General features: G+C 61.3%; 21 protein-coding genes. 20 read left to right on the plus strand and 1 reads right to left on the minus strand.

The genetic code is table 11. The annotated features are described in order from the left end of the window. Positions 1-137: 137 nt before the first annotated feature. From DDE76_RS14340 to DDE76_RS14405, 14 genes are all read left to right on the plus strand, one after another. Entirely contained in the window at positions 138-953 is an 816-nt protein-coding gene (locus DDE76_RS14340; protein ID WP_104894747.1) for a sugar phosphate isomerase/epimerase family protein, read from the plus strand. Positions 954-989: 36 nt separating this feature from the next. After that, positions 990-2,108 carry a substrate-binding domain-containing protein gene (locus DDE76_RS14345; RefSeq protein WP_104892034.1) on the plus strand — a complete coding sequence of 373 codons (1,119 nt, stop codon included), beginning with the start codon at positions 990-992 and terminating at the stop codon, positions 2,106-2,108. A gap of 82 nt (positions 2,109-2,190) precedes the next feature. After that, positions 2,191-3,354, plus strand: a complete 1,164-nt coding sequence (locus tag DDE76_RS14350; protein ID WP_104892033.1) for a levoglucosan dehydrogenase — start codon at positions 2,191-2,193, stop codon at positions 3,352-3,354. Between the two features lie 5 nt (positions 3,355-3,359). Further along, positions 3,360-4,907, plus strand: coding sequence for a sugar ABC transporter ATP-binding protein (locus DDE76_RS14355; protein WP_198650928.1), 1,548 nt, complete (start codon positions 3,360-3,362; stop codon positions 4,905-4,907). After that, positions 4,900-5,880: an ABC transporter permease gene (locus DDE76_RS14360; protein ID WP_104892032.1), complete on the plus strand. Its 981-nt coding sequence runs from the start codon at positions 4,900-4,902 to the stop codon at positions 5,878-5,880. Before DDE76_RS14355 ends, DDE76_RS14360 begins: the two co-directional genes overlap by 8 nt. Before the next feature lie 116 nt (positions 5,881-5,996). After that, the gene (locus DDE76_RS14365) at positions 5,997-7,322 is read left to right on the plus strand and encodes an SGNH/GDSL hydrolase family protein (protein ID WP_104892031.1); all 1,326 of its coding nucleotides are present in this window, start codon (positions 5,997-5,999) and stop codon (positions 7,320-7,322) included. A 208-nt stretch (positions 7,323-7,530) separates the two neighbouring features. Then, complete coding sequence (locus DDE76_RS14370; RefSeq protein WP_108463702.1) at positions 7,531-9,078, plus strand: alpha/beta hydrolase domain-containing protein; 1,548 nt, start codon at positions 7,531-7,533, stop codon at positions 9,076-9,078. 176 nt (positions 9,079-9,254) lie between these two features. Continuing rightward, on the plus strand, positions 9,255-10,919 hold the full coding sequence (locus tag DDE76_RS14375; RefSeq protein ID WP_104894745.1) for an extracellular solute-binding protein: 1,665 nt from the start codon (positions 9,255-9,257) through the stop codon (positions 10,917-10,919). A 176-nt stretch (positions 10,920-11,095) separates the two neighbouring features. Further along, on the plus strand, positions 11,096-11,923 hold the full coding sequence (locus tag DDE76_RS14380) for a sugar phosphate isomerase/epimerase family protein (RefSeq protein WP_104892029.1): 828 nt from the start codon (positions 11,096-11,098) through the stop codon (positions 11,921-11,923). A gap of 44 nt (positions 11,924-11,967) precedes the next feature. Beyond that, on the plus strand, positions 11,968-13,272 hold the full coding sequence (locus DDE76_RS14385) for an ABC transporter substrate-binding protein (protein ID WP_104892028.1): 1,305 nt from the start codon (positions 11,968-11,970) through the stop codon (positions 13,270-13,272). Positions 13,273-13,339: 67 nt separating this feature from the next. Further along, entirely contained in the window at positions 13,340-14,200 is an 861-nt protein-coding gene (locus DDE76_RS14390; RefSeq protein WP_104892027.1) for a carbohydrate ABC transporter permease, read from the plus strand. Continuing rightward, positions 14,197-15,015 carry a carbohydrate ABC transporter permease gene (locus DDE76_RS14395; protein WP_104892026.1) on the plus strand — a complete coding sequence of 273 codons (819 nt, stop codon included), beginning with the start codon at positions 14,197-14,199 and terminating at the stop codon, positions 15,013-15,015. Before DDE76_RS14390 ends, DDE76_RS14395 begins: the two co-directional genes overlap by 4 nt. Before the next feature lie 13 nt (positions 15,016-15,028). Next, positions 15,029-16,063 carry a zinc-binding dehydrogenase gene (locus DDE76_RS14400; RefSeq protein WP_198650926.1) on the plus strand — a complete coding sequence of 345 codons (1,035 nt, stop codon included), beginning with the start codon at positions 15,029-15,031 and terminating at the stop codon, positions 16,061-16,063. Positions 16,064-16,082: 19 nt separating this feature from the next. Then, entirely contained in the window at positions 16,083-17,087 is a 1,005-nt protein-coding gene (locus DDE76_RS14405) for an ABC transporter ATP-binding protein (RefSeq protein ID WP_104892025.1), read from the plus strand. Between the two features lie 111 nt (positions 17,088-17,198). On the opposite strand, the gene DDE76_RS14410 is transcribed toward DDE76_RS14405, so the two are convergent. Continuing rightward, positions 17,199-18,059, minus strand: a complete 861-nt coding sequence (locus DDE76_RS14410; protein WP_104892024.1) for a LacI family DNA-binding transcriptional regulator — start codon at positions 18,057-18,059, stop codon at positions 17,199-17,201. On the opposite strand from DDE76_RS14410, the gene DDE76_RS14415 reads away from it, so the two are divergent. The 6 genes from DDE76_RS14415 to DDE76_RS14440 all read left to right on the plus strand — a co-directional run bounded on the left by DDE76_RS14415 (position 18,049) and on the right by DDE76_RS14440 (position 25,131). Then, complete coding sequence (locus DDE76_RS14415; protein ID WP_245891958.1) at positions 18,049-19,302, plus strand: Gfo/Idh/MocA family protein; 1,254 nt, start codon at positions 18,049-18,051, stop codon at positions 19,300-19,302. The genes DDE76_RS14410 and DDE76_RS14415 overlap by 11 nt on opposite strands. Positions 19,303-19,355: 53 nt before the next feature. Next, a complete protein-coding gene (locus DDE76_RS14420) occupies positions 19,356-20,609 on the plus strand; it encodes an extracellular solute-binding protein (RefSeq protein WP_104892022.1) in 1,254 nt (417 codons plus the stop codon). Positions 20,610-20,685: 76 nt separating this feature from the next. After that, positions 20,686-21,624, plus strand: coding sequence for a carbohydrate ABC transporter permease (locus DDE76_RS14425; RefSeq protein WP_104892021.1), 939 nt, complete (start codon positions 20,686-20,688; stop codon positions 21,622-21,624). Between the two features lies 1 nt (position 21,625). Further along, entirely contained in the window at positions 21,626-22,474 is an 849-nt protein-coding gene (locus DDE76_RS14430; RefSeq protein ID WP_157955816.1) for a carbohydrate ABC transporter permease, read from the plus strand. 27 nt (positions 22,475-22,501) lie between these two features. Next, positions 22,502-23,545 carry an ABC transporter ATP-binding protein gene (locus tag DDE76_RS14435; protein ID WP_104892019.1) on the plus strand — a complete coding sequence of 348 codons (1,044 nt, stop codon included), beginning with the start codon at positions 22,502-22,504 and terminating at the stop codon, positions 23,543-23,545. Positions 23,546-23,565: 20 nt separating this feature from the next. Beyond that, positions 23,566-25,131 carry an alpha-L-arabinofuranosidase C-terminal domain-containing protein gene (locus tag DDE76_RS14440; protein WP_157955817.1) on the plus strand — a complete coding sequence of 522 codons (1,566 nt, stop codon included), beginning with the start codon at positions 23,566-23,568 and terminating at the stop codon, positions 25,129-25,131. Positions 25,132-25,665: the final 534 nt, after the last annotated feature.

Genomic DNA, 25,665 nt, shown 5'->3' on the forward strand with positions numbered 1-25,665 from the left:
GACAAAAGAGAACGAGCTTATGCTGATTTGGTGTTGACTTCACGTTTTTGAGGTGCGTAACCTCAGGGCAATAGCGGGACGGCGAATACGCCAGCCCAATTCCCGGCAAACGCCGGATGTGTTCTGAGGAGGACTTCATGGCCGTCAAACTGGCCTATCACGCCAATTGCTGGGGCCCATTGGGGGGTAATGCCGTGGGCGTAACGTCCATCACCCAGCTGACCTATCGGACCTTTACCGACATGGACCGGGCCTTCGCCGACATTGCGCGGGCCGGATACCAGGGCGTCGAAGTCTTCGACGGCAATCTGCTCGACGAAACGTCGGCCGGCCTGCGGCGCAAGCTGGCCGATGCGGGGCTTGAATTGGTGTCGACCTATTCAGGCGGCAATTTCATCTTCCCCGACATTCTTGGTGAAGAGCTGGCCCGGATCGAGCGCGTTGCCGCGGCGGCGGCCGAAGCCGGCGCCAGTCACTATGTCATCGGCGGCGGCGCCAAGCGGGCTGCCGGCATCCAGGATGACGACTACAAGCGCCTCGGCGAGGCCCTCGACCAAGCGGGAGAGATCGCCCGTCGCGCCGGGCTGCGCGCCAACTACCATCCGCACCTCTCAACCATCGTCGAAGGCCCGGCCGAGGTCACCAAAATCTTCAGCCTTACCGGCCTCGATTTCTGCCCCGATACGGCACATCTCGCCGCAGCAGGTGGCGACCCGGCCGCGCAGGTGCGCGAGTTTGCCGGGCGCATTTCCCTGGTGCACCTCAAGGGGCTGCAGCGCGATCCCTTCGGCTTCACCCCGCTCGATTCAGGTGATCTCGACAACGCAACCGTCAGTGCTGCGCTCAAGGACATCGGCTATTCCGGCTGGGTCATGGCCGAGCTGGATAGCTGGCCCGATCCCTACGAGGGAGCGGTGCGCAGCCACGCATTCCTGAAACGGCATTTCGCCTGATCAGGCCAACACCAAAGTCACCACAGGGAGGATACCATGGGACATTTGAAGACAACGGCGCTGCTGGGTGCAGCCTTGCTCGCGGGGACTATCGCCGGAACGGCCTTCGCCCAGAGCCCGGACGAAGCACTTGCGGCGCTCGCCAACCAGACACTGAGCACCGGCCCGGGCGGCGAGAGCCCGGTTTCGGCCTCAGAGATCACCCTCACAGATGATGAACTGGCCGAGATCAAGGCCATGGGCGCCACCGCCGCCATCGTCATGCACTATGGTGGCGACGATTGGAGCCAGGCCCAGATCAATGGCCTGCAAACCCAGTTCGAGGCCATGGGTATCGAGGTGATTGCCACCACCGACGCTGGCTTCAATTCGGCCAAGCAGGTTTCCGACATCGAAACCATCATGGCGCAGAACCCCGACATCATCGTGTCGATCCCCACCGACCCGACCGCGATGGCCAGCGCCTACCGCCAGGCCGCCGAGGCCGGCGTCAAGCTGGTCTTTATGGACAATGTTCCTGCCGGGTTCACCGCCGGTACCGACTACATCAGTGTCGTCTCCGCCGACAACTACGGCAATGGCGTTGCATCCGCCCACCTCATGGCCAAGGCGCTGGACGGTGAAGGGCAGATCGGCATCGTCTACCACGCCGCAGATTTCTTCGTGACGCGTCAGCGCTATGACGCGTTCAAGGCCACCATCGAGCAGAATTACCCCGATATCGAGATCGTCGCCGAACAGGGGATCGGTGGACCCGACTTTACCGGTGATGCCGATCGGGCCGCCTCGGCGATGATGGTGGGCAATGCCGGTATCGACGGTATCTGGGCGGTTTGGGACGTGCCTGCCGAAGGCGTAATCTCCGCAGCACGCGCCAATGGCCGCGATGACCTTGTCATCACCACTATCGATCTGGGCGAGAATGTCGCCATTGACATGGCACGCGGCGGTTTCATCAAGGGTTTGGGCGCGCAGCGGCCGTTCGACCAGGGCGTGACCGAAGCCAAGCTCGCCGGCTTTGGCCTGCTCGGCAAAGACGCGCCGCCCTATGTGGCCCTGCCGGCCCTGCCGGTCGAAAAGGACAACCTGCTCGATGCCTGGCAGACGGTCTATTCCACCGAAGCACCCGCCACGATCCGTGACTCCATGAACTAGGCGCTCCTCCCAGCGCCTAATGCGGGGGCGGCCCCTCCCTTCATCCGCCCCCGCACAACATTTCCAAAAGCGAGACAGCAAAATGCGAAAGCTCAATGTCGCCATGATCGGTGGCGGTTTCATGGGTAAGGCCCACGCCATGGCCTATTCCGCCATGCCGATGTTCTTCTGGCCGGCGCCGGCCATCCCGGTGCGCAAGGTGGTCGTGGACGTCAATCAGGAGATGGCTGAGACGGCACGTGACCGCTTTGGTTTCGAAGAGGCCTCTGCCGACTGGCGCGCCGTCGTCGCGCGGCCCGACATCGACATCATCGACATCTGTACGCCGAACGATTCCCATGCCGAAATTGCCATCGCGGCGGCCAAGGCTGGCAAGCACATCATCTGCGAAAAGCCGCTGGCGCGGACAGGCGAAGAGTCCAAGACGATGCTCGACGCTGTCCAGGCGTCCGGCTCCATCCACATGGTGGCCTTCAACTACCGCCGCACCCCGGCCGTGGCCCTTGCCAAGAAGCTGATCGAGGAAGGCCGCATCGGCGATATTCTCAATTTCCGCGGCACCTATTTGCAGGACTGGTCCGCTGATCCGGACAGCCCGCTGTCCTGGCGCTTCCAGAAATCGGTCGCAGGCTCGGGCACCGTGGGGGATATCGGGACACACGTCGTGGACTTTGCCCGCTACCTCGTCGGCGAAATCGCCTCGGTCAACGCGCTGGTCAAGACCCATATCGCGACCCGCCCCAAGCAGGCCGGCGGCATTGACAAGCTGGGCGTTGGTGGCGGTGACAAGAATGCCGAACGCGGCCCGGTCGATGTCGACGATGAAATGCTGACCATGCTCAGGTTCTCGAACGGCGCCATCGGCTCGATCGAAGCCACGCGCAACGCCTATGGGCGCAACAATTTTCTCACCTTCGAAATCCACGGCACCAAGGGTTCGCTGGCCTTCAACTACGAACGGCGCGACGAATTGCAGGTCATGTTCGCCGACGATGTCGGCGATGCGCGCGGCTTCCGTACGGTCTATACGGGTCCCGCCCATCCCTATGGATCGGGGCTCTGGCCCATTCCGGCGCTCGGCATCGGCTATGGCGAGACCAAGATCGTGGAATGCTACGATCTGTGCACCGCCATCATCACCGGCCAGCAGCCATCGCCCAATTTCGAGGACGGCTATCGCATTGCCCTCATCGCTGACGCCATCCTGGCCTCGGGCGAAAGCGGCCAGTGGGTGGACATTCCGTGACCGAGATGGCGATCAAGCCGATCGCGGTGGAGATGAATGCCATCTCCAAGCGTTTCGGCGGCGTCCATGCGCTGCGCGAGGTCAGCCTCAGTGTCTGCAACGGCGAGATCCATGCCCTATTGGGCGAGAACGGGGCCGGTAAGTCCACCATTCTTAAGATCCTGCGGGGCGTCCAGGCCCCCGATAGCGGCAGCATCATCATTGGAGGGGAGGCGTTCGAACGCCTTTCCCCGCAACTGGCCCGGCACAAGGGCATCGGCATGATCTTCCAGGAAATGAGCCTGGTGCCGACGCTGAGCGTGGCGCAAAACGTGTTTCTCGCAAGCGAACCGCTGACATCGGCGGGACTGATCGACGACCGGGCGATGGAGCAGCGCAGTGCCGCCATCTTTGCCTCGATGGGGGTGAGCGTTGACCCCACTGCCATGGTGGCGGACCTCTCCACCGGCCAGCAACAGTTGACGGAAATCGCCAAGGCCCTGTCGCAGAATGCCGAGGTGCTGGTGCTCGACGAACCGACCTCGGCGCTCACCGCGAGCGAGGTGGATATCCTTTTCGACCTGCTGCGGCGCCTCCGGAGCGAGGGCAAGGCCATCATCTATGTCAGCCACCGCATGGATGAAATCTTCCGCATTGCCGACCATGCGACCGTGTTGCGCGATGGGCGGCTGATCGATAGCCGTCCAATCTCCGATTATACCCTGGCGACGCTGATTGCCGATATCATGGGTAAGGAGACCCGCGACCTCTCCGAATTTGCGACCGAGTCCACGGTGCAGGACAACGTGATCCTCAAGGTCGAGCACCTTTCGAGCAAACTGCGACGGGATGGTGATGTCAGCTTTTCGCTCCGGCGCGGCGAAGTGCTGGGGATCGCGGGCCTGTTGGGGGCAGGGCGCAGCCGGCTGGCCCGCATGCTCTTCGGGCTCGAACCGATTGCCGGCGGCACCATAACGCTGCGGGGAGAAGCCATCTCCATCGGCTCGGCGCGGCAGGCCACCGAACTCGGCCTGGCGCTGGTGCCCGAAGACCGGCGGCGGCAGGGGCTGGTCCTGACCCACTCCATCCAGGACAACATCGAGCTGCCCATCCTCAAGCGCCTCGGTTCGACCCCTTTCGTCGATCGGATGAAATCGCGCAGCACGACGGACGAATTGATCAAGCGCCTCGCCATCAAGACGGCCTCGCGCGAAGCGCCTGCCAATTCCCTGTCTGGCGGCAACCAGCAGAAGATCGTCATCGGCAAATGGCTGGCGACCGATCCCGACATTCTCATCATGGACGAGCCCACGGCTGGCATCGACATCGGCTCCAAGGGGGAGGTGCTGCGGCTGGTCCGCGCGCTCGCCGCCGAAGGCAAGTCCATCATCTTCATCTCGTCCGAACTTGCCGAGCTTGCCGCCGTCAGCGACCGCATCGCGGTGATGTCGGGCGGGCGTCTGGTCGAAACGATCGACAAGGCGGACCTTTTGACCACGACTGGCGACGCAGCTGAATTGCGCGCCGAACAAAAGCTGCAACTGATCGTGCAGCGGGGAGGAAACCATGTCTGACACTCTGGCAGTGGCGGGCCGCGAAACACCATTGGGCTATTTCAAGCGCACCTGGCGGCAGAACATCATCTATATCGGTTTCGTCGTCGTGTTCGCGTTCTTTGCCATCACCCTATACGACAAGGGGTTCCTGGCGCCGAACAACATCCTCAACATCGCCCGGCAGACGGCCATGATCGCCGTCATGGCGGTGGCAATGACGCTGGTCCTGTCGTCCGGGGAAATCGACCTCTCGGTCGGTGCGGTGGCGGGACTTGCTTCGGTCACGACGGCCATGGCTGTGGCCTGGGGCGGGCTGCCGGCGGGCATTGCCGCGGGCATCATGACCGGCGTCACTGTCGGGCTGATCAACGGGTTCCTATCGACGCGGTTGATGATCCCGACCTTCCTCACCACGCTGGCCATGATGGGCATCGCCAAGGGCACTGCCATGTGGATTTCCGGTACTGCCGCCATTCCCGTGCTCGACCGCACCTATCCGGCCATTTTCGGCGGCGGCAATATCGGGCCGATCCCGACCCTGCTGCTCTGGATGCTGGTCGTGGGTGTCATCGGCCACGTTGTCCTGCGTCGCACCAAGTTCGGTCGGCAGATCCTGGCTGTGGGCGGCAATGTCGTGGCGGCGCGCTATAGCGGCATCAATACCAGCCGCATCAAGCTCTGGGTCATTGTCATCTCCGCAGTCACCGCCTCCCTCGCCGGTATGCTCTATGCCGGACGGCTGCAGACGGGGCGGTTCCAGCTCGGCGAAGGCGACGAATTGTCGGTGATCGCGGCCGTGGTGCTGGGCGGCACCAGCCTGTTCGGCGGCAAGGGCACCGTGGTGGGCTCGATCATCGGCGCCCTGATGATCGGTGTCATCAACAATGGTCTCATCCTGATGGGCCTCGAATATTCTCAGCAACTTATCGCTCGCGGCGGGATCATCATCCTCGCCGTGGCTTTGAGCCAGGCAGGCACACGCCAAGCCTGACCACCAAGCGATCGGACCCGGATTCCCTGGCAGGCATGCCGGCATTCGATCGCCCTAACCGTGAAAGCGTGCCGACAAGAGCACGCATCACAGATCAAAAAACCGAGGAGATAACTATGCGTGACGACACGTCCGTACTGCCCCATGGGAGGGGTCAACGCGCCGCAACGGGCGCTGGGAGTGGCTGGAGGAAGGCGGGGCGGAAACTTGCACTCGCCCTGGCTCTGGTTGCGGGCATCGGTTCCGGTGGAGGCACCGCCTTCGCCCAGGAGTGGATCGACACTTGGGCCGCTGCACCCCAGCCTGTATGGGGTCCTGACTTTCTGGCCCCGTTGGGCTATCCCCGCAACCTTTGGGACCAGACGGTTCGGCAGATCGCACGGGTTTCCCTCGGCGGCACGCAGGTCCGCATTACCCTCTCCAATGAATATGGCGATCAGCCGATGGTGGTTGGCGAAGCGCGGGTCGCCCTCCATGACGAAGGCGCGGCCATCCATGCCGGCAGCGACCGCAAGCTGACCTTCAGCGGCATGGAGTCCATCACCATTCCCGCCGGCGCTGCGGTGGTGAGCGATGCCGTCGACCTCGACGTGCCCGATCTCGGATCGGTTGCAGTGAGCCTATATTTTCCCGATGTCACGCCCACATCGACCGTCCACAGCGACGGCCGCCAGACCGCTTACATCGTCGCCGGAAACAAGACAGCTGATGTTGAAATCGAAACCGATAATACCACATTGTCACGGCTTTTCCTGAGCGCCATTGTTGTCGACGCTCCGGAAAACGCGCGTGCCATAGTTACCTTCGGCGACTCCATTACCGATGGTGACGGGTCCACTGCGGACGCCAATACCCGCTGGCCCGACATCCTGGCGGAACGCCTTCACGAAGCGGGCGGTGTACCGACCGCCGTCCTTAACGAAGGTATCTCCGGTCAGCGGGTCCTGGCCGACCGCATGGGCGCCAATGCCCTCGCCCGCTTCGAGGAGGCCGTGCTGAGCCATCCCAAGGTGGAAACGGTGATCTTCATGATGGGGATCAACGATATCGGTTGGCCCGATTCGGTGCTCGATCCCAAGGCGACCGCCCCTGAAGCCCAGGACATTATCGCCGGTTACAAGCAGATTATCGCCCGGGCTCATGACCACGGCATTCGCATCCTCGGCGCTACCCTTACCCCATTCGATAATGCATTCGCCGGCGGCCCGCTGGAGGGCTTCTACAGTGTCGACAAGGAAGCCGTACGCCTTGAGGTAAACGAGTGGATCCGCACGGGCGGCGGCTTCGATGCCGTAATCGATTTCGACAAGGTGGTGCAGGATCCCGAAAACCCGGGCAAGGTCCTGCCGGCTTTCGACAAGGGCGACAACCTGCATCCCAACGACGCCGGATATAGAGCCATGGCAGAAGCCGTCGATCTCGACTTGCTCGACCGCGACTAGCGCTGCGATGGCCGCATCGGGGCGGGGGATACACATCCCATTGACGACCGGGCGATCGGATCCGGATTCCCTGGCAGGCATGCCGGTGTCCGATCGCCTCAGCCGTGAATGCGCGACCGAGAAGAGCGCGCATCACACACCAAAAACCGAGGAGATACCTATGCAAGACAATCCATCCCGATGGCAACGGCGCTTGCGGCACTGTGCCGTGATTTCCACGAGCAGCATTGCGCTGCTGCTCGCCGGTCCCGCATCGGCCGAAACCGCCATTCCCGCCGTCGAAGGCCCCATTCAAGTGACCGAGGCGTCAGCCATTTTCACGACTGGTGGCACTGACCTCCAGGCCCATGGCTATGAGATCGAGGAATATCTGGTTTCGGGTCAGGCCAATGTTTACGACTGGGGCGCGGACGGCACGGCACCCGAGCCACAGATCGCGACCGCCGACGCGCCTTACACCACGCGCATTGTCGTCCGGCGTCCCGCGGACACGGCTGATTTCAGCGGCACGGTCTGGGTTGAGCTCAACAATCCGTCGCGCGGATGGGACGTCGAGGTGCAGTGGCCCGTCGTTCAGGACAAGGTGATGCGCGACGGCGACATCTGGGTGTCGATGACGGCAAAGCCAAACGTTATCGCCTCGCTGCAACGCATTGATCCCGAGCGCTACGGCCGGCTGTCCATGGCCAATCCCTTACCGGCGTCCGAACAGGCGTGTGGGCTCCTGCCGGGAGAGGAAGGCTATGACGAGAACCTGTCCCGCCTCTACGAGAATGGTCTGGTCTGGGACATGATCAGCCAGGTCGGGGCGCTGGTGCGCGACACTTCCGAGGACGCGCCCCTGGCCGGCTATGATGTCCAGCACGTCTTTGCGACAGGGGAGTCGCAAACCGGCTTTTTCCTCAATACCTACGCCAACAATTTCGCCAATGCTGCCGTATTGGCTGACGGTTCGCCGGTCTTTGAGGGCTTTTTGTCGGCGTCCGGCGCGGGCCGCACCGTTCCGATCAGCCAATGCGTGACCGCCATGCCGGCCAACGATCCGCGCGGCCAGTTGCCGGCCGAGCATGTGCCGTTCATCCGTGCCGATGCCCAGGGTGATATCTTCCTGCTCGGCTCCTACGATTGGCGGCGCGAGGACAATGATGACCCGAAGGCTGGGTATCGCCTCTACGAAATCGCGGGCGCGCCCCACGGTCCGGCTTTCATCACCAACTACCAGCCTGATCCGGAAGCGATCAAGCGGGCCGGCGACCTGCCAACCCAGGTGGCCTATGAATATGGTGGCGCCGAAACCACGGCCAACCATTTTCCGCGCCAGTACTTCGAGCCTGCCATGTACGCCAACCTCGAAAAATGGGTGATCGACGGCGTCGTGCCGCCCAAGTCCGCACCCATCGCCATTACTGAGGGCGAGAGCACTTCGCTGTTCGGTACGGTTTATCCGCTCGCTTTCGAAAAGGACCAACATGGCAATGTGCTGGGTGGCGTCCGCAGCCCCTATCTCGACGTGCCCACCGCGACCTATGTCGAGACGGCGACCGCCGTTGAAGGACTGCCCTATGCCTGGTCCTTCGGGCATCAGATCGACTTCGGCACCGCCAAGCTGCACGACCTCTACGGCGTTGTCGGAGCGCACCAGAACTACGTGGCCAAGGTGCGTGCCTCGGTCGACGAGCTTCTTGCGGAGGGCTGGCTGCTTCCCGAAGATGCGCGGCGTATCGTGACCGAGGCCGAACTGCGGCCGGTGCCCTGACAGGCGGGCCGTGGCGGTATGGCCGCCACGGCCACACAATGCGGCAAAGGCGCGAACAGGTGTAATGCGTGGCCAGATTTCCTCGAGTACAGAAACCTGACCGGGCAGGGGGGCTTCCGGAAGGCCCTTATGAGGCACAGGATTCGTCGGCTGTACGGTTGGCCTCCAACGTTGCCATGATGCAGACCATCGAGTTTGTGGATGCCCTGCGCTGCACCACCAGCGGTCACCTGGGGATCGACTCGCGTGATCTGGGCATCGTGCTCCACCTGATGCGCAATCACGTCAGCGGGCGGCTGACCACCATGTCCTCCCTGGCCGCAGCCTCGGGGCTGAGTTACGGCACCGCCTTTCGAGTGATCGAGGGACTCGTAGACGATGGTTTGCTTGTTAGGCGAACCCGTACCGCAACTGGCCGTTCCTTTTCATTGCATCCCACCTCGGAGCTTCTGCGCCGCTGGCAATTGTTCGCCGGTCATACGCGCCGCCTGATCGATCAGGTCAGCGGCGATTGCGCAGGGGTGTTGCGAAAGCCTGTGGCAGACATCGCTTCTGTCATTCCGCCACCCACGGTGCTGGAAACCAAACTGGCGCTGCCGCGTGGGTTGCGGCTGCTGGTTCATGCGGATCCCACATTCATGGCCATGAACACGCTCAAGCGCCAGTTTGAGATGATCCTTGGCGTCCCAATCCAGTCCAAAGCCCTGTCTATAGATCGCCTGCGTGCCGAAATTGTCCAGAACGGACAACGCCAAGCCTCGGCATACGACATCATAGCCTGCGACCTGCCTTGGTTCGGCGACATGGTCCGGCGGGGTCGCCTGCGCTCACTCGACGATCTCATCGTCCAGTCCGAAATGGATACCTCCGATTTCCTGCCAGATTCCATGGCCAGCGCCCGCCGTCGTGGCCACCAATATGGCATTCCCCTGCTGAGCACAGCTGAGCTTCTCGTCTACCGGACGGACCTGCTGGAGGAGGCGGGCCTCGCGCCGCCAAGGACCACTTCCGAGACGCTTGCCGTGGCAAGCGCATTGCATGCGCCTGAGCGCGGCCGGTTCGGTATTGCCTGGAATGGCGGAAGGGGCACAGCACTGGGGCATACCTTCATGGTGACCATGGCGGCCCATGGCCAGCCGATCGTCAACCTTAGCCGTACGGCCGACGGCTTTCTGCCAGAGGACATGTCCGACGCGGACCTGCGTCCAATGTTTGACAGCGAAGCGGCTCACGCTGCGGCGGACTATCTGCAATCTCTTCTGGCGGTTTCGCCACCAGGCATCCTCTCCATGACCTGGTATGATCGTGCGCGCGCCTATACCAGCGGCCATGCGGCCCTTGCCTATGCACATACCCTGCTTGTGAACCTGTTCGAGCGCGATCCCAGTTCTCCGGCCTACGGAAAAACCGGCTATCTCCCGCAGCCCACCGGGCTGACCGGCAGGCCGATTTCACCCCTGGGCGGCTACGCCCTGGCAATTCCGAGCAATATCGCGCCGGAACGGATTGCACCGGCCTGGGCGGCCTTGGCAGCGCTGACATCGGCAAGTGCGGCCAAGCTCTTTGTGACCAATGGTAGCCTTGCCAGCCCGCGATTCAGCGTCAATCGCGATCCGGAAGTGAAGGCCATTTCACCGATAATCGGCATCGTTGACACCATTGCGCGCCAGGGTGTCCTGCGCGCATGGCCCCGGCCACCCGTTCCCGGCATTTCCGCTCTGATCACGATAGCCGGAGAAGAAATTCATGACATGCTCAGCGGGCAGAAGAGCCGCGCCGATGCTCTGGCCACGGCGCAAAGACGTGCTGAAGCGGTCATGCGCGATCGGGACAAGCAGTAGGACCAAAATGCCATTGAATTCTATCCAATTTGGACATCTTCGCGGGTGGTTCGCCCCGGTGTAGTCCCGTAAGCCTTGATCATCACTGCAAAGCGGCTCTGGCGCACAGAACGCCGGCCTCTCGTGGGAACTCGTTTCCTGCGGCGAGATCGCATTGCCTGACGGAGGAAAGAGTTTTGAAACTGGCATTCAACACCTGGGTCTATTCGAGCTTTCCGGTCTGGGTGCCGGCTTATCCCCTCGAAGAGGTCATCAAGCGCCTTGCGCGCATCGGTTATGACGGTATCGAAATCGGCGCCGCCAGCCCCCATGCCTATCCCGAATATCTCACCAGGGAGCGCCGTCGCGAAATCCGCCAGGTCCTCGATGACAACGGCCTGGCCGTCTCGAGCATGTTGCCCGCCCCAGGCGGCGGCCCCGGCTTCAATGTCGCCTCGGCCAACCCGCTGGAACGGGCGGGCGCAATCGACCAGTATAAGCAGGTCGCCGAGCTTTGCGCTGAATGGGGCGGCAAGACGCTGCTCTATGTCGCCGGCTGGCAGGTGTACGGCACCAGCCGCGAGCAGGCCTGGGGCTGGAGCCGCGATGCGTTGCGCGAAATCGCCGAGTTTGCCCGTCCGCTGGGCATTACAATTGCCGTCGAGCCCACGGCATCCGACAGCAATCTCGTCGACGATTGCGATGACCTTATCGCGATGCTGGCGCAGGTCGACCTGCCAAACGTCAAGGCAATGTTCGACACGTTTCATACTCTCTACCGCAACGAAGTGCCCACCGACTACGTCCACCGCCTGGGTCGCGACCTGACCCATATCCATCTCGCCGACGTGAACCGGGAACCACCCGGCAGCGGCGTGGTGGATTACCGGAGCTTGATCGATGCCCTCAAGACCGAGGGTTTTGAAGGCTATCTCACCATGGAGATCGGCTTCAATCGCCGCAATGTGGAGCCGGACGACCTGGCCCGGCGCGCTCACGACTACATCCGTTCGTTGCTGGCCTGAGAGCCAGACACCCAGATCACTATTGTTCATAGAAGGAGGAAACTATGACACTTTCGACCCGACGGTCGCTGCCCGTGCTGCTTGCGGCCGGCATCACTGCAAGCGTCTCGATCCAGACCGCAACGGCCCAGACCGTGGTGACGCAATGGGATCAGTTTGCCATGGCCGGCATTACGGCCGCCGGCCCGGCGATGGACGAACTGATCGGCACCTGCGAGCCCGAACTTGGTGGCGCCACAGTGCTGCGGACCATTGCGCCCTCGATCGGCATCCGCGACAGCTATCGCCTTGCCGTCTCGGCCAACAAAACTCCCGACCTTGCCTACACTTGGCCCGCCGCATCGGTGCTGGCCGGCTACGCGCGGGTCGGTGCCCTGGCGCCGCTCGACGACTATTACGAGCAGTACGGGTGGGAGGGCATCAACGACTTCTATCGCGGTCGCAATAGCTTCGATGGTGCCATCTATGGCGTGCCGATGGAGCAGGACCTGATGGGGGTCTATTACAACCCGGCACTGTTCGAGGAAAACGGCATCGCCATTCCCACCACCTATGCCGAATTCCAGGCTGCGGCCGATGCGTTCAAGGAAAAGGGCATTACGCCCATCGCCTTCGGCAATCGCGACCGCTGGCCGGCCACGAATACGCTGAGCCTGCTGCTCGGTCTGTCGGCCGGCAAGGCAGCGGAAGAAGAAGTCCTCTTCGGCGACACGCCCTGGGCCAACGAGCAGTTCAAGCTGGCGGCAGAAACCTTTAAGTCCTGGGCCGAAAGCGGCTATTTCCCCAACGGCTTCAATGGCATCGGCTATGATGAAGCCAACGCGCTGTTCCTTTCCGGCCGCGCCGCCATGACCATCACTGGTACCTGGGTGCTCCAGGACATGGCCCGGGGCGCCTCGTTCGATCTCGGCGTCTTCATGCTGCCGCCTGTGGCCGAAGGCGTCGCGCCCGGCACGATGTGGGGTGAAGGTTCGCAGTGGCAGGTCTCTGCCAATGCCAGTCAGGAAGTCAAGGACGCTGCGGCGGCCTATATAAACTGCCTGATTTCACCGGCCAGCCGCGAAGTCTGGGTCGAAAAGGGCTTCCTGGTCCCCATTGGCACCACGCCCGAAGAACTCGAGCAGTGGGACGCACTGCCCATCGTGAAGTCGTTCTACTTGCAGGGTCTGGCGACACCGGACGCCAATTTTTACGACCTGCACACCACCCTGCCGGAAAGCGTCACCCAGGTCCTCTATGCCGAGTTGCAGCGCCTTATCGGCGGCGACACCACAGCCGATGAGTTCCTCGGTTCGATGGATACGGCCTGGCAGACGGCCATCGACAACGGCGAGCGCTGGGTCCCCTGACCGTCCTTGCTCTCCCAGGTGGGCTCCCACGGGAGCTCGCCTCTCCTGTCCATGATGCGAGTGCGCCATGCTGACCACCCGATCCGCCTATCTGTTTCTGGCGCCTTCACTGGCCCTCTATGTGCTGTTCGTGGGCCTGCCCATCCTTCAGGTCTTCGGCTTCAGCTTCTTTGACTGGGACAACGGCATTGCCGGCGACTTTATCGGCCTTGCCAATTACGGGCGGCTGCTCGCTGACGGTGTGTTCTGGACCGCGCTCTGGCACAATGCCATCTGGGTAGTATTGACCTTGGCCTTTCCGCTCCTTGCCGGGCTGGTCATCGCCGCCATTTTGGCCGAGCGCAACGCCAGCGTGGTGCGCTGGTTGGGCGCCATCTATTTCATCCCTCGGACGATCCCGCTGGTGGTCGCTGGCATCATCTGGGGCTGGATCTACAATCCCATTTTCGGCCTGCTAAATTTCGGGCTGGAGGCCGTGGGTCTCGGCGGGCTGGCTGGCGCCTGGCTGGCGCAGGACAATACCGCGCTGCTCTCTCTCAACGTCGTCGGTGCGTGGACCTTCTTCGGCTTCTGCGTGATCATCTACCTGGCCGCCATCCAGTCGATCGATCCTTCGCTTTACGAGGCCGCGTCGATCGATGGGGCCAGCTGGTGGCGCAAGTTCCGCGACCTCACCGTGCCCCTGCTGCGCGGCTCTACCCTGTTTCTCGGGCTCTACGCCGCCATCGAGGCCATGCGCTTCTTCGACTTAGTCTGGGTCACGACCCAGGGCGGGCCTGGATATGCCACGGAAGTGCTCACAACCCACATCTACAAGACCTTCTTCCTCGTCGGTGACTTCGGCTATGCCGCCACTCTCTCGGTCGTGCTGCTCATCATCGTTCTTTCCATCAGTGCCGGCGCCTTTGCCCTCTTGAGGAAGCCATGACCAAGAGTACCCGCCTCGTTCAGAACCTGATCCTCCTGGTTTTTGCGCTCTATGCGCTGGTCCCGGTCTATCTGGTCTTTCTGGCCGCCATTCGCAGCGAAGCCGATCTGTTTTCTGGGCCGCTGACACTGAGCTGGCCAATCAACTTCGCCAATTTCGGCCGCATCTGGAGCGAAGCGGGCTTTGCCACCTACTTCATGAACAGCGTCATCACTGCGGTCAGTGTCACCGTACTGGTGGTCTTGACGGCGCCGCTGGCCGGCTTTGCCTTTGCCAAGATGAACTTTCGGGGCCGCGAAGTGCTCTTCGGCCTGTTTCTCGCCGGCCTCGTGGTTCCGGCGCCTTCGGTAATCGTGGCGCTCTACGGCAACCTACAGGCGATCGGCCTCATCGACAATCGCATCGGGGTGATCCTGCCCCAGGCGGCACTGCTGATGCCCTTCTCGGTCTTTATGATGCGCACGGTCATGCAGGACGTGCCCGACGAACTCATCGAAGCGGCGGTAATGGATGGCGCCGGCCTGTTCAAGATTTACCTCACCATCGTCGTGCCGGTGGTCAAGCCTGGCCTCATGTCCCTGGGGCTGATCACCTTCCTCTTCGCGTGGCAGGAATACCTGCTGCCGCTGGTGGTGTTCCAAACCGAAAGTCTCAAGCCGCTGACCGTGGGCGCAGCCAGCCTCCAAGGCCGCTACGGGGTCGACTATGGCGGCATTGCCGCCGCGGGCCTCATCGCGTTTGCGCCGCTCGTCGTGCTGTTCCTCGCCATGCAGCGATCCTTTGTGCGCGGCCTCACCGCCGGCGCCGTCAAGTAACAGGAGAAATTCCATGTCCCAGATGCAAGCTGTCTTCCTGCCTGGCAACAAGCAGGTGGAAATCCGCTCTATCCCCGTGCCCGAAGTGGGACCGGACGATGTGCTGCTCGAAATGCATGCCTCGTGCATCTGCCGCAGCGACCTCAGCCTCTACTACGGCAATGCCGTCGTCGGGGGAGGGGACGCGACAGGGGGCTTCGTCTGCGGCCATGAGCCAGCGGGTACCGTTGTCGCCACGGGCGAAGCGGTGACCGAATTTGCCGTCGGTGATCGCGTCGCCGTCTACCTCGCCATCGGCTGCGGCGTCTGCGCTCATTGCCGGCGCGGCGACATGCACCTCTGCCCCAAATGGAAATGCCTCGGCTTCACCTATGATGGCGGCAATGCCGAGTTCATCAGGGTGCCGGCCCGCAATCTGCTGAAAGTGCCGGGCCACATGTCCGCTGTGGCTGCTGCCATCTCCACCGACGCGTTCGGCACTCTGTTCTCCGCCTGCCGCAAGGTCGGCGTCAACGGGCTCTCCCGCATCGGCATCTGGGGTCTCGGCCCCATGGGATCAGCCGGCGTGCTCGCGGCCAAGGCGCTGGGAGGGCAGGTCGTTGCCCTCGACCCCATTGCCGAGAGGCGGGAATTTGCCAGTAAGCTCGGCGCCGACCTGGTGCTGGACCCCACCGATCCCCAGGCGGCGCAGGCCATCCGGGAGTTCTCCGGCGGCGAGGGGCTCACGGGCGCCATCGATTGCTCGGGCAATACCGCCGCGCACAATATGGCACTCGATGCGCTGGCACCCCTGGGACGGATGGCCTTTGTAGGCGAAAATGCCCAGACCACCATCCGCCCCAGCGACCAGCTCATTCGCAAGCAGCTGACCGTCTTCGGTTCCTGGTATTTCGGCATCAACGAATACCAGGACATCCTCACCACCCTATCGACGCACAGGATCGACCTGGAACGGCTGGCGACCCACACCTTCCGGCTCGATGAAGCCGAAACCGCCTTCCGTCTCTTCGATCAACGCAAAACCGAAAAGGCCGTGTTCGTCCGCTAGGCCGACCGGAGCCGCATTCATGGCCAATCTCACGATCAGCAATCTCGACAAGCGCTTCGGCGCCCTCGACATCCTCAGGAATGTAAATCTGGAAATTCCGTCCGGCGAATTCGTTGTCTTCGTCGGGCCATCCGGCTGTGGCAAGTCGACCCTGCTCCGGTGCATTTCGGGGTTGGAGATTGTCAGCGGTGGCACGCTGAACATTGATGGCAAGGACGTCACCAATGTGCCGCCGTCCCAGCGCGGCATTGCCATGGTGTTTCAGTCCTATGCGCTTTATCCGCATATGAGCGTGTTCGACAACATGGCCTATGCGCTCAAGATCCAGAAACTGAGCAGGGCGGAGATCGACGCCAAGGTGCGCGACGCGGCCCGCAAATTGCAGCTGGAATCCTTGCTGGAGCGATTGCCACGACAGCTTTCGGGCGGCCAGCGCCAGCGCGTCGCCATCGGCCGCGCCATCGTGCGGGATCCAAAGGTCTTCCTGTTCGACGAGCCGTTGAGCAATCTGGACGCGGCCCTGCGTGTGCAGACCCGCCTTGAAATTGCGACCTTGAAACAATCGCTTCCCCACACAACGATGATCTATGTCACACATGATCAGGTCGAAGCCATGACTTTGGCTGACCGTATAGTGGTGCTCAACGCTGGCCGGGTCGAGCAGGTTGGAAAGCCGCTGGACCTCTACGAACGGCCCGCGTCATTGTTCGTCGCAGGTTTCATCGGCTCGCCTAAGATGAACCTACTCGTCGGTGAACATGCGGCAAGATTTCATGCCTCGACCATTGGTGTGCGTCCAGAACATCTGACGGTCACATCCGGGGGGGAAGGCTGGGCGGGCAGGGTCTTGCGTACCGAGCATCTGGGGTCGGAGTCGTACACTTATGTGGATATCGGTCTGGAAGAGCCGATGATCGCCCGTCTGCCCGGTACATCAGTGTTCAGGCAGGGCGACGCCGTGGTGCTTCAGGCGAGCGAACAGGCTATCCTCCGATTTGATGCCGAAGGTGCCAGGATCGATTGATGTTCCCGACCGTCGCAGATCACACAATGCGTGTCGTGCGTGTAGCTGACGAAAGTCCGATAGACTTGCCAAGAGTGGGAAATTGCCGTGCCAGTTGAGCGTAGTCTGGTGTCAAGGGGAGGACGAGACCTTCATTGCCACCTTCTGCACCGCTTTTGGCGTCTCAGGGTTCTCTAGTCTCTCAAACAGCAGCGTCACTGCGGCGACGGATGTGTTGATCACGTCAGAATAAAGATGCGTGACTTTGGAAGTGCGACCCTCATCCGGCCGATTGCTGTGCTGAACGGTCTGACCGGCCTCGTCGATAAGAAAAACGGGCCCGGACATATCCAGATCCGAAACCTTGCGGACAAGACAGTCCCCGGCCTGCTCGATCTCATCCTTCAGATATTCCTCGCGGAACCCTTCAGCGAGGAAGACACTTTTCAGGCGACGCCGGCCCAATTTGAGCGCATCCCTTATTGCTGTCGGGACGTCATCAACGACGAGATCGTGCACACCTTTGGTCAAGTGGTTGCCCAGGAACACAGCTGGAGGTCCTTCCTCGAGGAGCAGGGATGCCTTCTGCCGTCCGGAAACGGACTCGACGACGATCCCGGCCACACGCCAGTCCTGCATGCGCCCCACAAGATCGGCTTCCCGATCTTCCGAGCCGCGGCTGGACGCCACCATGAGCGTGTAGCCACGGCTCTCGACCTGCTTTTCCAGTTCAGAGAGGAGCTGCGCGGATTTCGCATTCTGAAAATCGGCGACAATGGCGCCCACCAGCTTCCGTTGCCCGCGTCGGAGCTCCGCCCCAAGGGGATTTATCCTATAGCCCAGGGCTTCGATGGCGTTCTGGACTGCAATCACGTTTTCCTTACGAACAGTTGCAACACCCTGCATCACCTTGGAAACCGTGGCTATAGAGACCCCGGCATAGGCCGCTACGTTGTGGATTGAGGGGCGTGCGTCCGCCTTCTTGTCGATCATTTGCAGGTCTCCTTACCCACCCCATATCCTAAAAATAAACGTTTTACACGATAAGAAAAAACGTTTAATTCTACACCTGCTCTCCAAATTCTGGGGGGGCGTGGAGGAGAAGATAAGTATGAAACTGCGCGTAGCCCTGATCGGGCTTGGCTTTGGTGCGGAATTTGCCCCGATCTATCGTGACCATCCGGATGTGGAGTGGGTGGCGCTGCACGACAGCAATTCCGAGAAATTGCAGCAGGCGCGACAGCGCTTCGGTATCGAGCGCGCTTACGCCTCCTTGGATGAGGTCCTGGACGATCCTGACGTGGATGCCGTGCATCTGGTCACGCCTATTCCGATGCATGCCGAACAGGCCGTCCGGGTCCTCGATGCAGGCAAGCACTGCGCTTGCACGGTGCCCATGGCGACCAGTCTTGAGGATCTGCAGAAGATAATCGACGCGGAAGATCGGTCGGGCAAGAACTACATGATGATGGAAACAGCGGTCTATACCCGCGAATTCCTCATGGTCCAGGATTTGTTCGCCAAGGGCGAATTTGGCGATATCTCCTTCGCGCGCGGCGGGCACATGCAGGATATGGAGGGCTGGCCGGAATATTGGATGGGCCTGCCACCACATCACTACATGACGCACGCCATTTCCCCCGTGCTCAAGCTGCTTTCCACCGGCGTCGAGCGGGTGCATTGCTTCGGATCCGGTCGCCTTCCGGAGGAGCGGGTGAAAGCTTATGGCAATCCATATCCGGTGGAGACGGCTATTTTCCGGCTGCGGGACAGCGATGTCGCCGTTGAGGTCACCAGGTCGCTCTTCCAGACCGTCCGGCCCTATTCGGAATCCTTTGCGATCTATGGCGACAGGCTCGGGTTTGAGTGGCAACAGATCGAGGAGGAGGATCCGATGATCTTCTCGCTGCCCCAGCCTGGCACGGGTCGAGGCCGAAAGATCCTGCATGAGGCGGTGCAGCCGCCTGATCGACAGGATCTGTTGCCTGCGGAGATCGCCCCTTACACCCGCAAGGCGGTGTTCTCGGATGGCAAGCACCTATCTTTCGTGCAGGGTGGTGGCCATTCCGGATCCCACCCCCACCTGGTTCATGAATTCGTCCGCTCGATAGTGGAGGGGCGCAAGGCCCAGGTTGATGCGCGCACCGGGGCGCGGTGGACCGCGCCTGGCATTGCGGCGCATCAATCGGCCCTGGCCAACGGAGCTGCAGTAGAGGTTCCGATCTTCGCCGACTAGCGGCCGCCTAAGACACTATCAGTTCCGTAGCCAGTGAACCCAGGGAGGAAACCATGTTCACGACCAATTTCTCACGCCGAAAATTCCTGCAAACGACGGCGGCGGCCGGTGCGACGCTGGCCTTTGCCCCGCATGTGCGTGCGCAGGGCGTCACAGAAATCAACATGATCGGCTGGAATAGCCCGGTGTTGATGGACCTGTTCGCTCGCGCCGAAAGCGAAATCGGCATCAAGATCAACTACGACGTCCTGCCCTCCAAGTGGGACGACGTGATGCAGAAGATCACGCTGTGGGGGCAGACGGGCTACGATGGCCTCGATGTCATGTTTGCCGACGACCTGATTGGCGGCCTCTGGGGCATGAACGGCTGGGCCGAGGATCTCAGCGGCATGGACGCGTGGACCAAAAACAGCGGGGATACGGTCCAGAACATCACCGACCTGAACAATGCCGCGGGCGGGGTCTACCGCGCCTTCTTTACCATGGGTCTGGAGCCGTTCTTCTACAACAAGTCGCTGGTCCAGACTGCCCCCAAGACCTGGGACGAGATGGTGGAAATGGCCAGGGCCGTGACCGATGCGAATGCTGGCGTCTATGGGTGGCGCCCGCTCGGCGGTGAGGGACACGCATTCAACACCGTGCTGCTTATGCTCAACCAGGCGGGCGCAGACCTGTCCAGCCTCAACGATCCCAATTCGTTGAAAGCATTCCAGTTCATGTCCGACTGGGTGCACAAGGATCAGATCACCCCACCATCGACGGTCAGCGAGGACAATGCCGCCGTGGAAGCGCTTGCCGCGGCGGGCAAGGCTGGCATGTGGTGGACCTATGAAGGTGGACTGCGCAACATCATCGGGGTGGATGGCAGCACTATCACCAGGGACACTCTTGGCGTTTCACCCTGGCCTGCGGGCCCTGCCGGAAACACCGGCCTGGTCCATGGTTGGGGCGTCATGATGCCCAAGGCCTCGAAGAAGAAGGAAGCCGCTACCGAGGTGATCAACTGGATTTCGAGCCCCGAGATCGTCAAGGAGATCTGCCTGGCCCAGAGCGCGGCACCGCCTTACCGCTCGCTGTTCGATGATGCCGATATCAAGGACAAGGTGCCGGCCCTGAGCCTGGACGTCAGCTGGTCGGATCTGATCGCGGGCGCCAAGTTCCGCGAACCGATCATCAGTTCCCCGCAGGTCACGCAGCTCTGGTCGATGTTCGACAAGCTCGGCAGTTACATCCTTTCGGGTCAACGGACTCCCGAGGATGCACAGCGTTGGGCCGCCGACGAGTACAGCTTGATCAAACTTTCCTGACCCGTCCGTCGCCCCAGGGCCGCCCGCGACCTCCCAGCGATGGGCGGCCCAACCAAATCACAAGGGCTATACAACCATGACGATCTCGCCTGACGTGGCGACGACGCCGCAATCCTTCGGTGTGCGACTCCGAGCGATGGCGTCTGGACCCAATTCCTTCGCCTATCTGATCATCTTGCCGGCAATCGTGCTGCGCCTGACCTACAGCATCGTGCCGCTGGTTCAGACGGTCTGGATGAGCTTCACCAATCGCTCGATCACCAATCCCGGGCAGTTTATCGGTCTCGCCAACTATGAATTTCTGATCCGCGATGAACGACTGATCGGCTCTCTGGCTTTCACCCTGATCTACACTTTCGTGAGCGTCGCGCTCGAAGTTGTTCTCGGTCTGATGCTGGCGCTGCTGCTGATGCAAAATCTTCGGGGCCGGTGGCTGAGCAATTTTATCATGCTCCTGCCATGGGTCATGGCGCCATTGCTGGCGGCAACCGTGTGGAAGATCATGTTCTATGAGGATGGCGGTATCCTCAATGCCATACTCCGAGACCTAGGGATGATCGAGTCGCCCATCCGCTGGCTCAGCGATGCCAATACGGCCCGCGTCTCCGTGATCGTCGTCACTGTGTGGAAGAATGTCTCCTGGTGTGCCCTGATTTTCATGGCCGGGCTCGCCGCGCTGCCCAGGGAACTGATCGAGGCCGCCGAGGTCGACGGCGCCAACATCCTGCAGCGTTTCTGGTTTGTCACGCTGCCCATGCTTATGCCGACGGTCTATCTGATCGTCATGCTGCGCGGCATGGCCGAGGTGCAGACCTTTGAGCAGATCAATGGCCTGACGCGCGGTGGACCGGGGACCGCAACCGAGACCCTCGCCGTCTACGCCTATGCCCGCTTCTTCCAGGAGCTTCGGTACGGCTACGGTTCGGCGATCAATCTCCTGCTTCTGCTGTGCAGCGTCACCATCGGTGGCTTCTTTGCCTGGCGCCTCTACCGTGCGAACAGAAGTGGACTTTAATATGCACCCGATCCTTCAACAGCGTCTGGGCCGTTCCGCTCAATATGGCATGTTGCTCATCGTTCTGGTGATGCTTGCCTTCCCGATCTACTACATGGTCATCACGTCCCTTAAGCCGCCGGGCGAAGCCTACAGGCTCCCGCCCACCCTTTGGCCGCTCAACCCGACGGTGGACGGATATCCCTTTGTGATGAGGGCCTGGAACTATTTGCGGACGCTTCTCAATACCGTGCTGGTTGCAGGTGGCGCCGCGGCCGGGGCAACGCTGCTCGGCGGATTGGCGGCATACGGCTTCAGCCGCATGACCTTCGTGGGCAAGTCCGCCCTCTACAGCGCGCTGGTGGCCACTGTGGCAATCCCCGGCATGGTCACCTTGGGGCCTGTTTTCATCGCCTACAATGAGCTTGGCCTGCTGGACACCCATATCGGGCTCATCCTGATCTTCATGTCGGATGGCATACCGTTCGCCTTCCTCACCTTGTTCGCCTATTTCCGCTCCATTCCCAGGGAACTTGACGAAGCGGCGTGGATCGATGGAGCCGGGCTGTTCAGCACCTTGTTCCGCATCATCTTCCCCATTGCCATGCCCGCCTTCGCAGTGACCTTCCTGCTGCTGTTCATCGCTGGCTGGAACGAGTTCCTCTACGCATTCACGCTGACGGTTACCCCGGAAACGCGACTGCTGACGGTGCGGCTATTCGAAATTCCCGTTCGGGCCGACGCCAACACCACGCCCTATGATCTCATTGCAGCAGGCGGCGTCCTGATCCTCCTTCCGCTCATTCCACTTCTCGTCCGCGTTCAGAAGCAGCTCGTGCAGGGCATTCTGGCCGGTGCGGTGAAGGGGTAGTCCAGACACGAAAGAAAGCTCTTCAAAATGGCACCCGTCAAAATCAGCAATGCTCTGAAGCGCTATGGCACAGTCGAAGTGCTCAAGGGGGTTTCCATTGACATCGACGAGGGGGAATTTGTTGTCCTCGTCGGCCCCTCGGGCTGTGGAAAGTCAACCCTGCTGCGCATGGTCGCAGGCCTGGAGGGCATCTCGGGCGGCACGATCTCCATTGGGGATCGGGTCGTGAATGACCTGCCACCCAAGCAACGTGACATCGCCATGGTGTTCCAGAGCTACGCTCTCTACCCACATATGACCGTTGCCGAGAACATGGCGTTCTCGCTCAGGATGAAGCGCGTGGACAAGAAGACCGCCGATGCAAAGGTCGAGCAGGCCGCCCAGATGCTGGGACTGGGCAGCCTGCTTGGCCGCTATCCCCGCGAATTGTCCGGCGGGCAGCGCCAGCGCGTCGCCATGGGGCGGGCGGTGGTCCGCAATCCGGCGGTATTCCTGTTTGACGAACCGCTCTCGAACCTTGATGCGAAACTGCGCGTTCAGATGCGCGCTGAAATCAAGGATCTGCACCAGCGCGTCAAGACGACGACGATCTATGTGACTCACGACCAGGTCGAGGCGATGACCATGGCGGATACGATCGTTGTCATGCGCGACGGGAAAATCGAGCAAATGGGAACGCCTATCGAACTGTTTGACAATCCCAGCAATATCTTCGTGGCCCAGTTCATCGGTTCGCCGTCGATGAACATCATCGAAGGAACGCTGGGCCCAAAGGGCTTTGTCACTTCGGACGGGCATGTGCTTCCTGCACCGCAGTCGAGAGCAGTGGCCAAGTCCTATGGTATCCGACCCGAACACCTGGTCCCCGATCCAGCGGGTATTCCCATGGAAGTTGTCATTGTAGAGCCCATGGGTTCGGAAACCCAATTGATACTCAGGCTCGGCCAATCCACGCTGACCAGCCTAGTCAGGCATCGGCTCGATGTGGTGCCTGGCACTGTCATGGGCTTCTCTGCCGATCTGTCATCGGTGCATCTGTTCGACCAAAACGGCAATCGTTGTGTGGACTAGATCTTCCCAGGCGCATCGGCTTGGCCGATGCGTCGCCAGCCATAAAGGCAACTACGGAATGGCCAGGCACCACTCGGGCATATCATCTGCGATCAGGAGCGATCATGTATTCGACTGATGGGATTACCAGAATCAATGCCAGCGCCGCATTCGGCGATATGCCCTGGGATCGGAACATTTTCGGGCACTTCATCGAGCATTTTCACACCCAGATCTATGGCGGCATCTTCGATCTCGGATCGCCTCTCTCCGACGAAAACGGCTTCCGGATGGATGTCATCGAGGCCCTCCGGGAATTGCGCCTGCCCATCATGCGCTGGCCCGGAGGCAATTATGTCTCCGACCACCACTGGTACGAGGCGGTCGGACCATCGCGCATTGCATCATACAACAAGGCGTGGCGGGTTGAGGAGCCCAACACGTTCGGCACCGATGAGTTCATAAAATGGTGCGAATTGGTGGGATGCGAGCCCTATATCTGCACCAATGGCGGCAATGGCACCGCGGAAGAGATGAGCAATTGGGTGGAATATTGCAACGGCCACCTCAAGACACGCTATGCCGAGCAGCGCCGGATGAATGGAAGCCCGGAACCGTTTGGCGTCAAATTCTGGGGTATCGGTAACGAAAGCTATGGCGACTGGCAGATCGGTGCCAAGACGGCGGCCGAGTGGGGGCCCTATGTCGCCGAATCCGCCAAGATGATGCGGGCCGTCGACGAGAACATCGTGTTGTCGGCGGCCGCGGTCCCCGACGCTGAGTGGACGCTGTCGCTGCTCAAGTCAGCCGGTCGCTACCTCAATCTGGTATCCATCCATGGTTATTGGGACCAGATTCATCAGGTCGAGGCTCCCAGCGACTACCTGACCGCCATGATGCAGACGGAAAAGCCGGCGCGCATGATCGAGGAGACGCGTCACGTGATCGGCGCTGCCGGATTGACGGGAAAGGTCCGGATTGCTTTCGACGAGTGGAACCTGCGCGGCTGGCATCATCCCAATGGCAACAGCCAGGACAAGATCGACGCACGCGCGCTCAACGACGTTCCTACTACCTATACGATGGCGGACGCGATTTTTTCCGCGGGGTTCCTCAATGCATGCCTGAAAAATGCCGACATTGTCGCCATGGCCAACGTGGCGCCCAGTGTGAACACACGTGGTCCGCTTTTCGTGCATCCGCAAGGGATCGTCCGCCGCACCACCTTCCACGCGATGAAACTGTATGCCGAACACATCCGGGAAAGGATTTTGGCGACAGTGACCAGCGCACCCGCCTTGACGCACCACGGTAATACTGTTTCATCGGTCGATGCCTTGGTGAGCGTCGATGTCGATGGGGCCACCGTGACAATCATCAACCGTGACCCGGAACGTGAGGCGGACTGCGCTATCGACATTAATGGCCGGGAACTGAAGGGTGAATGGCAAGGAGAGTTGTTGACCGCTGCGTCTCCCGATGACTTCAATTCGATTGAGCGGCCAGAAAGTGTTGTACCTCGTACTGTAACCCTCATCGATGACGGGGGCAGGTACCGAGTGCCCCCACACTCGATAGTGATGTTGCATATGTCGGCCACCAGGTGAACAGGATCGCTCCTGGACAGCGCCTGCCAGCCGACCCCATTCTGAAGTCCGCTAATCGTGTGGACAGCTTCCATTTCCGACGGTCAGCTGTCGGCCCCAGGTCTGCCCTTTCCCCTAGCTCAGCTAAAGACCGGAATGGGGTCGAATGCTGATCGGCGAGCTTCGCTCGTTTTAGGAATGGGTGAGATAGACAGGAGGAGTGGTTGGTTGAAAAAACCAAAAATTATCTGGTTATTTCAATACAATAGGTGTTCGCAGTTTTGTTCTGACCGGCGCGCCCTGGCGGCCCCAGTCAGTCGAAGTTGCTAGGGCCTCAGCAGATCAGGATGTCGTCTGACCTCCGTGGTGTCAGAGAGTGGTCAAAAGACTCGCCCCGCCGCCCCCAGGCGCAAGATCGAGACGGGACGCGCTTGGCGGGCCGCAGACAGATGGCTCTGGAGTTCTCAGAGCCGCGGCTGCCCGTGTCGCGCTGTCCCAGAGTGAGCGCAATCTGCAAGGCCGCGATGGCCGGCCCTATGGTGATGGGGGCGGACA

Origin of the sequence: Devosia indica, assembly GCF_003056405.1 — a bacterium.
GTDB lineage: Bacteria > Pseudomonadota > Alphaproteobacteria > Rhizobiales > Devosiaceae > Devosia > Devosia indica.

Excerpts from the sequence above, each read along its gene's own strand:
- DDE76_RS14390 (WP_104892027.1), top strand. The coding sequence starts at position 13,340 with ATGCTGACCACCCGATCCGCCTATCTGTTTCTGGCGCCTTCACTGGCC.
- DDE76_RS14355 (WP_198650928.1), top strand. The coding sequence starts at position 3,360 with ATGGCGATCAAGCCGATCGCGGTGGAGATGAATGCCATCTCCAAGCGT.
- DDE76_RS14395 (WP_104892026.1), top strand. The coding sequence starts at position 14,197 with ATGACCAAGAGTACCCGCCTCGTTCAGAACCTGATCCTCCTGGTTTTT.
- DDE76_RS14365 (WP_104892031.1), top strand. The coding sequence starts at position 5,997 with ATGCGTGACGACACGTCCGTACTGCCCCATGGGAGGGGTCAACGCGCC.
- DDE76_RS14420 (WP_104892022.1), top strand. The coding sequence starts at position 19,356 with ATGTTCACGACCAATTTCTCACGCCGAAAATTCCTGCAAACGACGGCG.
- DDE76_RS14400 (WP_198650926.1), top strand. The coding sequence starts at position 15,029 with ATGTCCCAGATGCAAGCTGTCTTCCTGCCTGGCAACAAGCAGGTGGAA.
- DDE76_RS14375 (WP_104894745.1), top strand. The coding sequence starts at position 9,255 with ATGATGCAGACCATCGAGTTTGTGGATGCCCTGCGCTGCACCACCAGC.
- DDE76_RS14410 (WP_104892024.1), bottom strand. The coding sequence starts at position 18,059 with ATGATCGACAAGAAGGCGGACGCACGCCCCTCAATCCACAACGTAGCG.
- DDE76_RS14405 (WP_104892025.1), top strand. The coding sequence starts at position 16,083 with ATGGCCAATCTCACGATCAGCAATCTCGACAAGCGCTTCGGCGCCCTC.
- DDE76_RS14425 (WP_104892021.1), top strand. The coding sequence starts at position 20,686 with ATGACGATCTCGCCTGACGTGGCGACGACGCCGCAATCCTTCGGTGTG.
- DDE76_RS14385 (WP_104892028.1), top strand. The coding sequence starts at position 11,968 with ATGACACTTTCGACCCGACGGTCGCTGCCCGTGCTGCTTGCGGCCGGC.
- DDE76_RS14345 (WP_104892034.1), top strand. The coding sequence starts at position 990 with ATGGGACATTTGAAGACAACGGCGCTGCTGGGTGCAGCCTTGCTCGCG.
- DDE76_RS14350 (WP_104892033.1), top strand. The coding sequence starts at position 2,191 with ATGCGAAAGCTCAATGTCGCCATGATCGGTGGCGGTTTCATGGGTAAG.
- DDE76_RS14430 (WP_157955816.1), top strand. The coding sequence starts at position 21,626 with ATGCACCCGATCCTTCAACAGCGTCTGGGCCGTTCCGCTCAATATGGC.
- DDE76_RS14340 (WP_104894747.1), top strand. The coding sequence starts at position 138 with ATGGCCGTCAAACTGGCCTATCACGCCAATTGCTGGGGCCCATTGGGG.
- DDE76_RS14360 (WP_104892032.1), top strand. The coding sequence starts at position 4,900 with ATGTCTGACACTCTGGCAGTGGCGGGCCGCGAAACACCATTGGGCTAT.
- DDE76_RS14435 (WP_104892019.1), top strand. The coding sequence starts at position 22,502 with ATGGCACCCGTCAAAATCAGCAATGCTCTGAAGCGCTATGGCACAGTC.